The 15,081-nt window shown below is 60.9% G+C and carries 14 protein-coding genes; 9 read left to right on the top strand and 5 right to left on the bottom strand.

Annotated elements, in window-relative coordinates; translation table 11 throughout:
* Window positions 1-344 precede the first annotated feature (344 nt).
* On the bottom strand, window positions 345-1,688 hold the full coding sequence (pssA, locus tag FX984_RS00830) for a CDP-diacylglycerol--serine O-phosphatidyltransferase (protein WP_092359446.1): 1,344 nt from the start codon (window positions 1,686-1,688) through the stop codon (window positions 345-347).
* Window positions 1,689-1,813: 125 nt separating this feature from the next.
* On the opposite strand from pssA, the gene FX984_RS00825 reads away from it, so the two are divergent.
* Both FX984_RS00825 and FX984_RS00820 read left to right on the top strand, forming a co-directional pair.
* Window positions 1,814-2,377, top strand: a complete 564-nt coding sequence (locus FX984_RS00825) for a TetR/AcrR family transcriptional regulator (protein ID WP_027607890.1) — start codon at window positions 1,814-1,816, stop codon at window positions 2,375-2,377.
* A 54-nt stretch (window positions 2,378-2,431) separates the two neighbouring features.
* Window positions 2,432-2,911 carry a nuclear transport factor 2 family protein gene (locus FX984_RS00820; RefSeq protein ID WP_027607891.1) on the top strand — a complete coding sequence of 160 codons (480 nt, stop codon included), beginning with the start codon at window positions 2,432-2,434 and terminating at the stop codon, window positions 2,909-2,911.
* A 42-nt stretch (window positions 2,912-2,953) separates the two neighbouring features.
* Here the strand turns inward: FX984_RS00820 and FX984_RS00815 are convergent, their stop codons facing one another.
* Together FX984_RS00815 and FX984_RS00810 are read right to left on the bottom strand one after the other, a co-directional pair.
* Window positions 2,954-4,111, bottom strand: a complete 1,158-nt coding sequence (locus tag FX984_RS00815) for a PQQ-dependent sugar dehydrogenase (protein WP_092359442.1) — start codon at window positions 4,109-4,111, stop codon at window positions 2,954-2,956.
* Window positions 4,112-4,123: 12 nt separating this feature from the next.
* Window positions 4,124-4,438 carry a hypothetical protein gene (locus FX984_RS00810; RefSeq protein ID WP_092359439.1) on the bottom strand — a complete coding sequence of 105 codons (315 nt, stop codon included), beginning with the start codon at window positions 4,436-4,438 and terminating at the stop codon, window positions 4,124-4,126.
* 184 nt (window positions 4,439-4,622) lie between these two features.
* On the opposite strand from FX984_RS00810, the gene ku reads away from it, so the two are divergent.
* Both ku and ligD read left to right on the top strand, forming a co-directional pair.
* The gene (ku, locus tag FX984_RS00805; RefSeq protein ID WP_027607894.1) at window positions 4,623-5,462 is read left to right on the top strand and encodes a non-homologous end joining protein Ku; all 840 of its coding nucleotides are present in this window, start codon (window positions 4,623-4,625) and stop codon (window positions 5,460-5,462) included.
* A 24-nt stretch (window positions 5,463-5,486) separates the two neighbouring features.
* A complete protein-coding gene (ligD, locus tag FX984_RS00800) occupies window positions 5,487-7,961 on the top strand; it encodes a DNA ligase D (protein ID WP_146476475.1) in 2,475 nt (824 codons plus the stop codon).
* Between the two features lie 18 nt (window positions 7,962-7,979).
* On the opposite strand, the gene lpxO is transcribed toward ligD, so the two are convergent.
* The gene (gene lpxO, locus FX984_RS00795) at window positions 7,980-8,879 is read right to left on the bottom strand and encodes a lipid A hydroxylase LpxO (protein ID WP_065948679.1); all 900 of its coding nucleotides are present in this window, start codon (window positions 8,877-8,879) and stop codon (window positions 7,980-7,982) included.
* A 334-nt stretch (window positions 8,880-9,213) separates the two neighbouring features.
* Here lpxO and FX984_RS00790 point away from each other — a divergent pair, with 334 nt between their 5' ends.
* Window positions 9,214-9,600 carry a TIGR03067 domain-containing protein gene (locus FX984_RS00790; RefSeq protein WP_098479636.1) on the top strand — a complete coding sequence of 129 codons (387 nt, stop codon included), beginning with the start codon at window positions 9,214-9,216 and terminating at the stop codon, window positions 9,598-9,600.
* Between the two features lie 137 nt (window positions 9,601-9,737).
* On the opposite strand, the gene FX984_RS00785 is transcribed toward FX984_RS00790, so the two are convergent.
* Complete coding sequence (locus tag FX984_RS00785; protein WP_092359433.1) at window positions 9,738-10,550, bottom strand: class I SAM-dependent methyltransferase; 813 nt, start codon at window positions 10,548-10,550, stop codon at window positions 9,738-9,740.
* A 154-nt stretch (window positions 10,551-10,704) separates the two neighbouring features.
* Here FX984_RS00785 and FX984_RS00780 point away from each other — a divergent pair, with 154 nt between their 5' ends.
* The 4 genes from FX984_RS00780 to FX984_RS00765 all read left to right on the top strand — a co-directional run bounded on the left by FX984_RS00780 (window position 10,705) and on the right by FX984_RS00765 (window position 14,774).
* Complete coding sequence (locus FX984_RS00780; protein ID WP_027607900.1) at window positions 10,705-11,943, top strand: MFS transporter; 1,239 nt, start codon at window positions 10,705-10,707, stop codon at window positions 11,941-11,943.
* A 49-nt stretch (window positions 11,944-11,992) separates the two neighbouring features.
* Window positions 11,993-12,568 carry a hypothetical protein gene (locus FX984_RS00775; protein WP_027607901.1) on the top strand — a complete coding sequence of 192 codons (576 nt, stop codon included), beginning with the start codon at window positions 11,993-11,995 and terminating at the stop codon, window positions 12,566-12,568.
* A gap of 71 nt (window positions 12,569-12,639) precedes the next feature.
* Window positions 12,640-12,966, top strand: a complete 327-nt coding sequence (locus FX984_RS00770; protein WP_027607902.1) for a DUF2388 domain-containing protein — start codon at window positions 12,640-12,642, stop codon at window positions 12,964-12,966.
* A gap of 221 nt (window positions 12,967-13,187) precedes the next feature.
* The gene (locus FX984_RS00765) at window positions 13,188-14,774 is read left to right on the top strand and encodes an ABC-F family ATPase (protein WP_027607903.1); all 1,587 of its coding nucleotides are present in this window, start codon (window positions 13,188-13,190) and stop codon (window positions 14,772-14,774) included.
* The last annotated feature ends 307 nt before the right edge of the window (window positions 14,775-15,081 follow it).

The raw sequence follows: 15,081 nt of genomic DNA, 5'->3' as shown, positions 1-15,081 counted from the left end.
GGCAGTGCGCGCCTGATCCCGGGGAGGCAGTCGCGTCCACGGGCCAGCCGCGGCCGGCGTTGCATCGGCAGTGGATCGCCGCCTGCGCAGGGTGGGTGGTTGAGTCGGTATGGGATCAGGCGCAGCAGGCACTGCGCTGGGTGGGGTGGGAAACTCCGGAACGGATGGGCGGCTGTGAGGCAGTAGCATCAACATAGTCATCGCTCTCTCGGATGAGTCCATTAAGAATGGATCCGTCCATCCGTGAACGGTGAGAGGCAATCTAAAGACGCTTATCCCAGGCTGGATATAGGAACTGTCCGATACCCTCTACGATTGCATTGCTGATGATTTCACAAGGCGGCTTAAAGGATTCGGTACAGCAATCGCTCAATCCTCACCCGGCTGACGCGACGCAGGAACTTGCCCACCGCCTGCGGATAATCCACCAGGGTTTGCAAGTCCTGGTAACGCTCGATCCGCGTGGTGTGCTGGAAGATCTGCGCCAGCTCCGTGCGTCGCGGCTCCAGCCACTGGCCTTGGGGGTCATCGACGAGCAAGGCGTTTTCCAGGTCGAGACGAAACGCCCGTGGGTTGAGGTTGTTGCCGGTGAGCAAGGTGTAGCGCTGATCGACCCACATGCCCTTGAGGTGGTAGGTGTTGTCGCCGTCGCGCCACAGGTGCAGGTTCAACTGGCCGCTGTCGATCACCGGTTGATGGCGTTTTGCGAAACGGCGCAGGCTGATTTCGTACAGGTACGGCAGTGCCGAGATCACCTTGAAGGGTTCGCTGGGCGGGATGTAGAAATCGTTGGCGGTCTTGTCGCCGACGATGATGTCGACCTTCACCCCACGCGCCAGGGCGCGGTTGATCTCCCGGGTCACCGGCAGCGGCAGGTTGAAGTACGGCGTACAGATGGTCAGTTGGTGCTGGGCGCTGGCGATCAGTTCGAGGATCACGCGGTTCAACGGGTTGTTCTTGCCCACGCCGAGCAACGGGCTGACAGACAGGTGGCCGTTGGGCAACTGCCCTGCGGTGGTGTCGTAGGCCGCGTGCTTGAGACGGCTGCGCAGGTCGCCGATGTCGTTGCGCAGGCTGCGGGTGGTCGGCGGGTTGGGCAGGTCGAGGCGGTGCACGGCCTTGGAGGCCACCAGGCCGTGTTCCACCAAGTGCTGCATGGAATCCGCCAGGGGCTGGCTGTGGATCAGGTGGTAACGGTCAAAGCGGTATTTATCGAACTTGTGCAGGTACACGTTGTTCAGGCTGGCACCGCTGTACAACACGCTGTCATCGATCACGAAGCCCTTGAGGTGCAGCACGCCGAACAGCTCGCGGGTTTGCACCGGTACGCCGTACACCGGCACTTCACTGGCATGGCGCTGCGTCATGGCCTGGTACCAGGCGCTGTTGCCCGGTTGCTTGCCGGCACCGATCAGCCCGCGCTGGGCGCGCAGCCAGTCGACCACCACCACGATGTCCAGCTCCGGCCGTGCGGCCTTGGCGGCGTGCAGGGCGTCGTAGATCTCCTGCCCTGCCTCGTCCTGCTGCAGGTACAACGCGACGATGTAGATGCGGCGGGTGGCCGTGGCGATGTTCTCCAGCAGGCAGCGACGGAACGCGTCAGCGCCGGACAGCACGTCAATGGCGTCGGGGGTCAGGGGAAAACCGCGCAGTTTGGGCAACAGGGAGCGTTTGAAGAACGACGGCATAAGGCTCGCAATGGGTCGAATCCGAAGAGGCCCCGAGCTTACACCATGGGGGTGCTCAGGTCTCGCAGTGGCAGAGAGTAAAATTCCTGTTGACCAAGAAGAACGATCGTTCTACTTTAGCAGCCATGAACGATATGACCCCCAATGAAACACGCGACATTATCCTCGACGTCACCGAGAAGTTGATCTATCGCCACGGCATCGCCGCCACCGGCATGGACTTCCTGGTGAAAACCGCCGGCGTCTCGCGAAAAAGCATTTACCGTTACTTCGCCAATAAAGATGAGCTGGTGATCGCGGCCCTGCAGCGCCGTGACGAGCGTTGGATGCACTGGCTGCGCGCCGAAGTGGAGCGCGTCGATGGCAGCGGCGCACGCTTGCTCGCGCTGTTCGACGCGCTCAAGGCCTGGTTCGGCTCGGCGGATTTTCGCGGCTGCGCCTTTATCAACACCAGTGGCGAAACCGGCGACCCGCACGACCCGGTCCGCCTGCTGGCCAAGGCCCATAAACAGAAACTGTTCGAGTACGCACTCGAACTGTGCCAAGCACATGGTACCCCCGACCCCGAACGGCAGGCCGCGCAACTGCTGATCCTGATCGATGGCGCCATTACCGTTGCCCTGGTCATGGGTGATTCAACAGCTGCCGATAATGCGCAATGCATGGCGCGAACGTTATTGGGACTGTGAACGCACCCGCCTGGCAACTTTCGATAACGCTGTATGGTTTTGAGGAGCCGCCTGATGTCATCTACCGCAGAAACACGTCCGCCCTTGCCGCCGTTTACCCGTGAATCGGCGATTGAAAAAGTGCGCCTGGCCGAAGACGGCTGGAATTCCCGCGACCCGCATCGGGTGTCGCTGGCTTACACCCTGGACACGCAGTGGCGTAACCGCGCCGAATTCGCCCATAACCGCGAAGAGGCCAAGGGCTTTCTCACCCGGAAATGGGCCAGGGAGCTGGAGTATCGGCTGATCAAGGAGCTATGGGCCTTTACCGACAACCGCATCGCCGTGCGCTATGCCTACGAATGGCACGACGACTCGGGTAACTGGTTCCGCTCCTATGGCAATGAGAACTGGGAGTTCGACGAGAATGGCCTGATGGCCAATCGTTTTGCCTGCATCAACGACCTGCCAATCAATGAGAGCGAGCGCAAGTTCCACTGGCCGCTGGGACGGCGCCCGGATGAGCATCCGGGGTTGTCCGAACTCGGGCTTTGACTGAAGCCGCAAGCTTGAAACTTCAAGCTTGCGGTTCATTGCTCAATCCTGATTGAGGCCCACTCGATACAGCACGCCATCGTCCTCATCCGTCAGCACATACAGAAAGCCATCCGGCCCCTGCCGCACATCGCGAATGCGTGCCTTCAAGCCGCCCAGCAAGCGCTCTTCATGGATAACCTTGTCGCCATCGAACTGCAGACGAATCAGTTCCTGGCTGGCCAGCGCACCGATGAACACGTTGTGCTGCCACGCCTTGAACCGGTCGGCGTCGTAGAAGGCCATGCCACTGATGGCCGGTGATTTCTCCCACACATGATGGGGCGCCACGGTGCCTTCTGCGGTCTTGCCCCTGGCCTCGGGAATCGGTGTGAGCGAATAGTTGATGCCGTGAGTCGCCAGCGGCCAGCCGTAGTTCTTGCCCCGCTCGATAATGTTGATTTCATCACCGCCGCGCGGCCCGTGTTCGTTTTCCCAGAGCGTGCCACTCCATGGGTTCAGCGCCAGCCCTTGCGGATTGCGCTGGCCGTAGGACCAGATCTCGGGACGTACCCCGGCTTGACCGACAAACGGGTTGTCATCGGGTACGCGGCCATCCGGGTAGATCCGTACGACTTTGCCCTGCAGCTTGTCCAGGTCCTGGGCGGTCGGGCGGTCGTTGTTTTCCCCCAGGGTCACGAACAGGTAGCCATCGCGGTCGAAGGCCAGGCGCGAACCGAAGTGGTTGCCGGTGGAGAGTTTCGGCTCCTGGCGCAGGATCACGTTGAAATCGGTCAAGCCACTCAGGTCCGGCGCCAGGCGCCCGCGACCCACAGCGGTGCCGGCCGTGCCGCCCTTGCCACCGCCTTCGGCGTACGTCAGGTAGACCATGCGGTCCTGCTTGAAGTCCGGCGACAGCACCACATCGAGCAAACCGCCCTGCCCCTTGGCCCACACCTCAGGCACGCCGGTCAACGGCGCAGACAGCTTGCCGTCCGGACTGACAAAGCGCAGGCGCCCCGGACGCTCGGTCACCAGGAAACCTTGCTGGTCGGGTAGAAACGCCACGGCCCACGGGTGATCGAGGCCTTTGGCAATCGGAGTCGCGGTGATGCTGCCTTGTTCACTGGGGAACTGCTGCCCATCGGCGGCATAAACGGCCGTCTGCGCAAGCAGCGCGGTGGCGCACAGGGTGGCGAGCAGGGTTTTGCGTATAAACATAAGACAGCGTCCTTACCGGCGATTGCCGTTGGCATCATAGGTGGGGGCTTTGGTTTCGGTGGCGGGACGGCTGGGGGCCGCATCGCGTTGCGGGTAGCGATTGCCGATACCACCGTTTTCCAGGGTCGGTGTGCGCGGCGTTGGCACGGTCTGAATACCACGCACCACCGGCGTATTGGGCTGGGTGCCCTGCATGCTGTTGGGGTTGGCCCGGTGGATCGGGCCGGTATTGGAATCGCTTCTGCCGGGCAGGTTTTGCGCGAGGGCAACTGGCCCAAGTGCCAGGCCCAACACCAGCACCGCGAGATGACGCACACAGCTGTTCATGACAAAGCCTCTCTGGGGCGAGGAGTACGTGCTTTCGATACCACGCTACGCCCTGGGTTCGGCTTTCGTAACTAAATAGTTTCTGATCAGGTGTAACGAGATCTGTCCACGCATCTGCCCGGCGAAACTTTTCACGCAGCCTTCGAGTCACCAGAACACAGCTTCTTGTTAAGGAATCGCACGTATGCCACGGGCAATCTGGAAAGGCGCCATCAGTTTCGGCCTGGTTCATATTCCGGTATCGCTGGTCTCGGCCACGTCCGCCCAGGGCGTGGATTTCGACTGGCTGGACAAGCGCAGCATGGACCCGGTGGGCTACAAGCGCATCAACAAGGCCACCGGCAAGGAGGTCACCAAGGAGAATATCGTCAAGGGCGTAGCGTTTGAGAAAGGCCGCTATGTGGTACTCAGCGAAGATGAGATCCGCTCTGCCCACCCCAAGTCGACCCAGACCATCGAAATCATCGCGTTTGTCGCCAGCGACCAGATTCCGTTGCAGAACATCGACACGCCCTACTTCCTGGCCCCGGATAAACGCGGTGGCAAGGTCTACGCACTGCTGCGCGAAACGTTGAAGAAAACCCGCAAGGTGGCCCTGGCCAATGTGGTGTTGCACACCAAGCAACACCTGGCGGCACTGATGCCCCTGGAGTCGGCGCTGGTGCTGGTGATGCTGCGCTGGCCGGCTGAAGTGCGCAGCCTGGATGAATTGGAACTGCCCAGCGATGTGACCAAACCCAGCCTGGCCAAGGGCGAGCTGGACATGGCCAGGCGCCTGGTGGAAGACATGAGCGCCGACTGGCAGCCCGAGGCATATCGCGACAGCTTTCAGGAAAAGATCATGGCGCTGGTGGCCAGGAAGGCCAAGGCCGGCAAGATCGAAGACGTCGAATCCCAGGAAGGCAGCGAGGAACGCAAGTCCGCCGATGTGATCGACCTGACCGAGCTGCTCAAGCGCAGCCTGGCCGGCAAGCCGACGACGAAAAAACCGGCCGCGAAAAAAACCGGCAAAAAGGCCTCTTGAGCCTGACGTATGCGGGAGAACCACATGGCCAAGCCCCTGAGCGAATACAACCGTAAACGCGATTTCGAGGTCACCGCCGAGCCATCAGGCCGCGCACCGGGCCGTAAGCCCAAGGCGTCGACCCTGAGCTTCGTGATCCAGAAGCACGCTGCGCGCAACCTGCACTATGACTTCCGTCTTGAGCTTGACGGAGTGCTGCTCAGTTGGGCAGTGCCCAAGGGGCCGAGCCTGGACCCGAGCCAGAAACGCCTGGCCGTGCACGTTGAAGATCATCCCCTGAGCTATGGCGGTTTCGAGGGCAGCATCCCGGCCGGCCAGTACGGCGCCGGCGATGTGATCGTGTGGGACCGCGGCATCTGGCAACCCCACGACGACCCGCGCAAGGCCTATGCCGCCGGCAAACTCAAATTTACCCTGGTCGGTGAAAAGCTCTCCGGTGACTGGGCGCTGGTACGTACGCGCCTCAAGGGCAGCGGCGACAAGGAGCAGTGGCTGCTGATCAAGGAAAAAGACCAGCAGGCCCGCCCCGCCACCGAATACGATATCGTCCAGGCCCAGCCAAAGAGCGTGCTCAGTGACGCCTCGGTCGGTGAACCCAAGACCAGGCCTCGCGCCAAACCACAGAAGCGGGCAACGGCCCTCCCCGAGCAGTTCGCCCCGCAACTGGCGACCCTGGTGGACCGTGCGCCCGAAGGCGACTGGCACTACGAGATCAAGTTCGATGGTTACCGCATGCTCGCCCGCATCCGCGACGGCGAGGTACGCCTGTTTACCCGCAATGGCCACGACTGGACCGAGCGCCTGCCACGCCAGGTCAAGGCCCTGCAGGCCCTGAAGCTCAAGGACAGCTGGCTCGATGGCGAGGTGGTCAGCCTCAATGACGACGGCCTGCCGGACTTCCAGGCGCTGCAAAATGCCTTTGAGCTCGGCCGCAGCCTGGACATCGTCTACTACCTGTTCGACGCGCCGTTTTTAAACGGCAGCGATCAGCGCCAGGCGCCACTGGAGGAGCGTCGCGCCGCGCTCAAAGACGCCTTGTCCGGCAGCCGCAGCAAATTGCTGCGTTTCTCCGAGGCGTTTGCCGCCAACCAGCGCGATATTGTCGAAAGCGCATGCGAGCTGGCCTTGGAAGGCGTGATCGGCAAACGTAAGGGCAGTCCCTACGTCTCCAGTCGAAGTACCGATTGGATCAAGCTCAAATGCCGCCTGCGCCAGGAGTTCGTGATCGTCGGCTACACCCTCCCCCAGGGCTCACGCAGCGGTTTTGGTGCGCTGCTGCTGGCCGTCCATGCCGATGGCGCGCTGGTCTATGCCGGGCGCGTGGGCACCGGGTTCGACCAGGCCTCACTGAAAAATATCCATGCCCGGCTCAAGCCTTTGGAACGCACCGCGTCGCCCCTGGCAAAACCGCTTACCGGCGCCCAGGCGCGCGGCGTACATTGGGTGGAGCCGACACTGGTGGGCGAGGTGCAGTTTGCCCAATGGACCCGAGAGGGCGTGGTACGCCAGGCAGCGTTTGTGGGGTTGCGCACGGACAAACCCGCCGCGCAGGTCATCCGGGAGCAGCCCCGCGCGGCCAAAACCCTGAAAGCACCGGCGGCCCGCAAAGCCAGCGGGGTGACGATCACTCACCCCGACCGCGTCATCGACCCGCAAAGCGGCACGCAGAAACAGCAATTGGCGCAGTTCTACGAAGGCATCAGCGAATGGATCCTGCCCTTCCTGCGCCATCGCCCCGTGTCCCTGCTCAGGGCTCCGGAAGGCATCGAGGGCGAGCAGTTCTTCCAGAAGCACGCGGAGCGCCTGGCGATTCCGAACATCAAGCAACTGGACCCGGCACTGGACCCAGGCCATGCGCGCCTGATGGAGATCGACACGACAAAAGCGCTGATTGGGGCCGTGCAAATGGGCACCCTCGAACTGCATACCTGGGGCGCCACCTCGGACAAGATCGAAACCCCGGACCTGTTTGTGCTGGACCTTGACCCGGACCCGGCGCTGCCCTGGAAAACCATGCTGGAAGCCGCTCAGCTCACCTTGTCGGTACTCGACGAGCTGGGGTTGGAAGCCTTCGTCAAGACCAGCGGCGGCAAAGGCTTGCACCTGGTCATACCGTTGGCGCGGCGGGATGGCTGGGACAGCGTAAAGGCCTTTGCCAAGGCCATTGCCCATTTCATGACCGAGCAACTGCCCGAGCGCTTCACCGCCACCTCCGGGCCGAAAAACCGTGTAGGCAAGATCTTTATCGATTACCTGCGCAATGCACGAGGCGCGAGCACCGTGGCGGCTTATTCGGTGCGCGCACGCGCTGGGCTGCCGGTGTCGGTGCCGGTCAGTCGCGAGGAATTGAAGGGATTGCGCGGCGCTCAGCAATGGACGGTGGCCAACCTGCACCAACGCTTGCAGGAGCTGAAGGTTGATCCTTGGGCCGGCTACGCCAATCGGCAGAAGATCAGTAAAAAAATGTGGGAAAAGTTGGGCGCAAAGCCACCGGAGTGACTAACGCCCGAATCGACTTCAAATCAGTATGAAGATGAGTGCCAGGGCCGCGAAGATCGCCCATTTTTCCAGGTAGTAACGTGTGCGGTTGCGTTTTTTCAGCTCTTTGCCACGCAAGCGAATCTTGTACAGCCGGTTAAATGCGCGATTGAGCCCGCCGGTCTTGTCGCCTGCATCGTTGGGCGAGCCTGCAGCGGCCATGACGTTACGACTGAACCAACGGTTGAACGTGGCAGCCCAGCGATATTTCATCGGCCGCTCGATATCGCAAAACAGGATGATGCGGTTCTGCTGCGTGGTGTTTTCGGCGTAGTGGATGTAGGTCTCGTCAAACATCACTGCCTCACCGTCACGCCAGTAATAGTTCTCGCCGTCCACATTGATATAGCAGCCCGGATCATTCGGGGTCACCAGACCCAAGTGATAACGGTACGAACCGGCGTAGGGGTCACGGTGGCGCACCAGCTTGGAGCCCGGTGGCAACTCGGCGAACATTGCCGCCTTGATCGAGCCGATGCCCTGCAACAGCTCGGTAGTACGCGGGCACAGTTTCATCGCCGAAGGATGGCTTTCGCCGTACCATTTCAGGTAAAAGCGTTTCCAGCCAGACTTGAAGAACGAGTTGAAACCTACATCGTTGTACTGGTCCGAGCGCTTGATTTCACCCATGTGCATGAGGTTAAGGCCCTCCTCGCGAATCTCCTTCCAATGCGCCTCAAGGGGGCTCAAGTCAGGAAAGTCACTGGGTGACAGGTAGGGACGGCCGGGTAACCTGGAGCACAGGTACAGCAAGCAGTTGATCGGGGCCAGGAAGGTCGAATGATCACTGAGTTGGCGGCCCAGCTTATGCCGCACCCGACCACGCAGGTGTACATACGCAATGGAGGCAACGTAGAGAACAACAATGATGAGTTTCAAGGGATTTCGTCACATGTCAGGAGAAAACAGGCTGCTCCTGCGCGCCCACAACGGCTGAGGATGGATAGCAGCATCTGAAATCACAATTCACACAATTGGCACGAACGGCTGAGTAATGTCCCGATACGTGGTCCGTGGCAGTTATTTAGCCACAGTTTGTAACCAAAAGTTAATCAAGAATTGTGAAAACCTGTCTACCGAATGTGCCTTGCAGACGCCTCGACGGGCTGGCCTTGGGGCCCGGCAACCACCGATCATCGAACGGCGAAAGATGGTAAAAGGCAGCACCGCCGGCAACGTCCGGCAATTACTCCTGCAGCAAAAAGGAATTTGTATGTCATCCATTTCAGACCCGGATATTCAAGCCCTTCAAGGCGCCTGGGAGCAAACCTCACTCGAAGACAGTGGCGTACTCAATCCCATCGATGCCCACAGCGCTCCGGGTGCTTTAACCACTATCAGCGGCGACCGCTTCGAAGTGAAGACCGTCAGTGGCGAGGTGTTGTTGGCGGGTCGGTTTTTCCTCGACAGCAGCACGGTTCCCAAAAGCATTACCTGGGTGGACGCCCTGGGCGATGACGCCGGTAAGCACCTGCCCGCCAGTTATCGCCTCGAGGGGGATTCATTTGTGTTCATTGCGGCGGATGAAGGTATGCCCAGGCCCATCGTGTTCAGTACCGGCCCAGGCCAAACCATGCGCACTTTCGTGCGCCGCGCTTGATGCTGTACGCCATCCGAACGCGTGACAGCATTTTCACAAAGCCTTCACTTTCAGCCCTATAGGGTGAAGCCTACCTACTCCAGTAAATCCCTTGGCCCGCCAGTTCGCGGGCTTTTTTTTGCCTGGTGCGAATCGGCTCAGGCGGGACGCTTGGTGGCGGCCAGCGTGAAGCACAGGGGCAACTGGGCAGGCTGGTGCTCGTACTGGTCGTAAAGTTCTTCGCGATTGGAGTGGGCATATTCCTGCAGATGGTCGATCTGCAATTGCGCAGCAATCGCCGCGCTCACCACATCCCCCAGGGTGTGCACATACCAATAGGAGGTCGGCCCCGCCACTTCGCCCTGCCCCTCATAGACAATCGACTCCTGCAGCACAAAAGGCTCACGCTGGAAGTACGAACTGGCCGGCAACAGTGGGTCTGGCGCGCGCGGGTCGAACATTTCCAGAAACGGGTGGGTTTCATACATCACCAGCGTGCCACCGGGTTTCAAGGTCCTCGCAACATGGCGCATGAACAGCGCCACATCCGGCATCCAGCCCAGCACGCCGATGGTCACCAAGGCAATGTCGAAGCGCTCGTGCAAGCGGGATGGCAACTGGTGGATATCGCTTTCGATGAATTCCGGGTTGTGGGGCGAAACGTCGGCAAGCTCACGGGCCTGCTGCAGGAACGCCCGGGATTGATCCACACCGACCACCAAACGCGCGCCCAGGCCAAACAGCGACAGGCTTTCGCGGCCGTTATTGCAGCACACCTGCACCACCTCTTTGCCGGCAACGCCGATGTCTTGCAACAGCCCGGTAAGGGTGGGGTCCAGGCACGAAAACCCAGGGTCGCGGACCCCGTTAAGCAGGGCGCTCCAGGTCTCGGTGGTTTTGTGCAGGTCGGCGGATTGATCCCAGGCGTCCTTGTTGCAGGCAATCGCCTGTTGAGCTGAGGGCATGTCCATTGCGTCTCCAGATAAGTCATACGGCGAGGCAAAGAAAATAAGCCACAAGCCCGCAGATTAAAACCCCAGCAGCAGGCGAAACTAAATGAACTGCGCGCAGGTCACTAGCGCAATGAGTGTTCAGCCTTTGAACGCCCCCTGCGAAGTCCTGATCATGGCCACACACGCCGACCTGCGTAATACCCTGTCCCTGGACAGCCTGAATTTTTTCCTGGCGGATGTGCGCGACGGCCTCGGTCCATACCTGGCCATCTACTTGCTGGCGGTGCACAAATGGGATCCGGCCAGTATCGGCGTAGTCATGACCCTGGCAGGTATCGCCGCGCTGATCACCCAGGGCCCGGCGGGTGCCCTGATCGACCGCACGCGCAGCAAACGCGCGGTGATTGCCGTTGCCGCCCTGCTGGTGACCGGCAGTTGCCTGTTGCTGCCCTTCGTCAGTTCATTCAGCCTGGTTGCCTTGACCCAGGCGGCCAGTGCCATCGCCGCCTCGGTGTTCGCGCCGGCGATTTCCGCGATTTCCCTGGGCATTACCGGGCCACGTGCGTTCACCCGGCGCACCGGGCGCAACGAAACCTTCAACCACGCCGGCAACGCTGTGGCGGCGCTGTTGGCCGGTGGCCTGGCGTACCTGTTCGGACCCGTGGTGGTGTTCTACCTGATGGCCTTTATGGCGGTGGCCAGCGTCGTCGCGGTCAGTTGCGTCTCCGCCAAGGCGATCGACCATGAGGTGGCCCGGGGCTTCGACCCTGCCCACCACAGCGACCATGAGCAGCCGTCCGGCATTGCGGTCTTGCTGGCCAACCGGCCGTTATTACTGTTTGCCGTCTGCTGCGCCCTCTTCCACCTGGCCAATGCGGCGATGCTGCCACTGGTCAGCCAGAAGCTCTCGCAGATCAACCTGCAGATGGCCACGCCGCTGACCTCGGCCTGTATTGTCGCCGCACAATTGGTGATGGTGCCGATGGCCTGGCTGGTGGGCAGCAAGGCCGACGTGTGGGGGCGCAAGCCGCTGTTGCTGTTCGGCTTCATGATCCTGCCGCTGCGTGGCGTGCTCTATACCCTGTCCAGCGATCCCTACTGGCTGGTGGCCGTGCAGATGCTCGACGGTATCGGCGCAGGGATCTTCGGTGCGCTGTTCCCGGTGATCGTCAAGGACCTGACCCAGGGCACCGGGCGTTTCAACGTCAGCCTGGGGGCGCTGTCCACCGTATTTGGGCTGGGCGCGGCCTTGAGCAGCAGCCTGGCCGGTTTTGTGGTGCAGCAGGCGGGCTACAATGCGGCCTTCCTCACCCTGGCCGGGGTGGCGGGCGTCGCGTTGGCGCTGTTATGGCTGGCGATGCCGGAGACGCTGGCGAAGCCCATCTTGGCCCCCCACGCATCTGCCGCATGATATAAGCGACACTGTGCGCCGAACCCAAACAGCAAATGGAGTTGCCCCTATGAAGAAATACATCCTGTATCCGCTACTGCTTCTGCTCGCAGGATGCAGCACGGGGCCCTATCTGCATCCGGAGTCGACGGTGGGCAGCAACGCCCTGCTTTCGCGCACCTGCCCCGGCCCGAAAGCGGCGATGAGCTATGCCCCACTGGCAGAAGAACTCAACTGGGTTCATGTGCTGGTCTATGTGGCGCCACCCGGCACATCCAGCTGGCCGGGTAACCAGCGCTCAACCGCTGCTGAACTGCGCCTGTTCGGACGGCTCTACCCATCCAATAGCACAGCAGCCGTCAAACAGGCCGACCCGGCGCTTTGGGTCAGTGCAGCGTCGCCCGTTGTCACGGTCACCCTGGCGAATGGGCAAAGCTATCCTGTCACCATTGAACAACTCAAAACCGGTTTCGACCCCAGGAAAACATTCCACAGCGAGTTCAAAGGGACAGCATTGGGCCAAGGCGACATGGATGATTTCACGCTCACCTTCCCGGACATATTCGTCAACGGTGAAAAAGTCCCTATGGCCCCGATTCACTTCAAGAAACGCGAAGAGCGTTATGCGCCTGTGTTTAATTGCTGACGGGCCGGGTTTCTGGCGCTCAGCCGACTCTGTTACCGTGCGTCCTTCGACCGCAATGGAAGCATCGAAGAATGAATTCCTGGAAGACGCTGGCAATCGCCCTCATGGCATCGATCAGCACCAACGCTATGGCATGGTATGTGGAGAACCCGGTCGAGAGAGCGCTGAGCGCCACCACCCTGTTCCCGACCATTGTCCTCGGCGGGACCACGGCATTTACGGTCTACTCGCCCTCAGTAATGAAAAAAGCGAAGGATGATGCCCTTGCATTCATTGGCTCCGAGGGCGAAATTCGCGGCGCTCAGTTTGAGCAGGCATCTCTACACTACCGCTCGGCCCCTCACACGCGCCCCATGACCGATATGCAGCTCGCACAGGCAATCGCAACAACTTACTGAGCGCGGCCTCGTCGAGAACGGCTTGCCACATTCAAAACGCTGAACATCCGTCGTCGGCCGCCATACAACTGTCGCCTGACATATGCGACAATGCGCGCCAAATTCCAACACACATCCCCCATTTTTTGCTCAGCGACCGGGTTTCGCGCCTTGATGTCGCTGTTGATGCATGCCTGAAGGCTCCTGCCGCCACGCTCGCAACCCATTGATAGGTAAAGTAATTGATCTCCACAGCTAACATCACCATGCAGTTCGGCGCCAAGCCGCTCTTTGAGAACGTCTCGGTCAAGTTCGGCGCCGGCAACCGGTATGGTCTGATCGGTGCCAACGGTTGCGGCAAGTCGACCTTCATGAAAATCCTCGGCGGCGACCTCGATCCGTCCGGCGGCCAGGTCATGCTGGAGCCGAATGTGCGCCTGGGCAAGCTGCGCCAGGACCAGTTCGCCTACGAAGAATTCACCGTGCTCGACACCGTGATCATGGGCCACGAGGAGCTGTGGAAGGTCAAGGCCGAGCGCGACCGTATCTACTCGCTTCCGGAAATGAGCGAAGACGACGGCATGGCCGTGGCCGAGCTGGAAACCGAATTCGCCGAGATGGACGGCTACACCGCCGAATCCCGTGCCGGTGAACTGCTGCTGGGCCTGGGTATTCCCCTGGAACAGCATTTCGGCCCGATGAGCGAAGTCTCCCCCGGCTGGAAACTGCGTGTGTTGCTGGCCCAGGCACTGTTCTCGGACCCGGAAGTGCTGTTGCTCGACGAACCGACCAACCACCTGGACATCAACACCATCCGCTGGCTGGAAAACATCCTGACCCAGCGCTCCAGCCTGATGATCATCATCTCTCACGACCGTCACTTCCTGAACAGCGTGTGCACCCACATGGCTGACCTGGACTACGGCGAGCTGCGCCTGTTCCCGGGCAACTACGACGAGTACATGACCGTGGCGACCCAGTCCCGCGAGCAACTGCTGTCGGACAACGCCAAGAAGAAAGCGCAGATCTCCGAGCTGCAGTCCTTCGTCAGCCGCTTCTCGGCCAACGCCTCGAAAGCCAAGCAGGCCACTTCCCGCGCCAAGGCGATCGACAAGATCCAACTGGCCGAGGTCAAGCCTTCGAGCCGTGTGAGCCCGTTCATCCGTTTCGAACAGAACAAGAAGCTGCATCGCCAGGCGGTCATCGTCGAGCGCATGGCCAAAGGTTTCGACGGCAAGCCGCTGTTCAAGGACTTCAGCTTCCAGATCGAAGCCGGCGAGCGCGTGGCGATCATCGGCCCGAACGGTATCGGCAAGACCACCCTGCTGCGCACCCTGGTCAACGAACTGACCCCGGATGCCGGCAGCATCAAGTGGACCGACGCCGCGGAACTGGGCTACTACGCCCAGGACCACGCCCACGACTTCGAAGACGACGTCACACTGTTCGACTGGATGGGCCAGTGGACCCAAGGCGAGCAAATGATCCGTGGCACCCTGGGTCGTATGCTGTTCTCCAACGATGAAATCCAGAAGTCCGTCAAGGTGATCTCCGGTGGTGAGCAAGGCCGCATGCTGTTCGGCAAGCTGATCCTGCAAAAGCCGAACGTGCTGATCATGGACGAACCGACCAACCACTTGGACATGGAATCCATTGAGGCGCTGAACCTGGCGCTGGAGAACTACCCGGGCACGCTGATTTTCGTCAGCCATGACCGTGAGTTCGTATCGTCCCTGGCCACCCGCATCATCGAGTTGAGCGCCAACGGCGTGATCGACTTCAGCGGCACCTACGACGATTACCTGCGCAGCCAGGGCGTGGTGTTCTAACAGTAGCGACGTGAAACCCTGGGGAACAGGCTCGTTGTGGTGAACGGGCTTTTGTGGTGAGCAGGCTTTTGTGGTGAGCGGGCTTTTGTGGTGAGCGGGCTTGCCCCGCGCTGGGCTGCGCAGCAGCCCCAATAAAAAACACCGCATTCTGCCAGGCAAAACGCGGTGTTCGTTTTCAGGGCTGCTGCGCAGCCCAGCGCGGGGCAAGCCCGCTCACCACAACAAGCCTGCTCACCACAGTAGGCCGGTTTCTCAGCCAAAGTAGTTAGCCTGCTTCCTTTTCCCCCAAGCCCTTGCCATGATGCAT

This window comes from Pseudomonas marginalis, assembly GCF_008692035.1.
Classification (GTDB): domain Bacteria; phylum Pseudomonadota; class Gammaproteobacteria; order Pseudomonadales; family Pseudomonadaceae; genus Aquipseudomonas; species Aquipseudomonas marginalis.
This window is presented reverse-complemented; position numbering and strand designations above follow the sequence as displayed.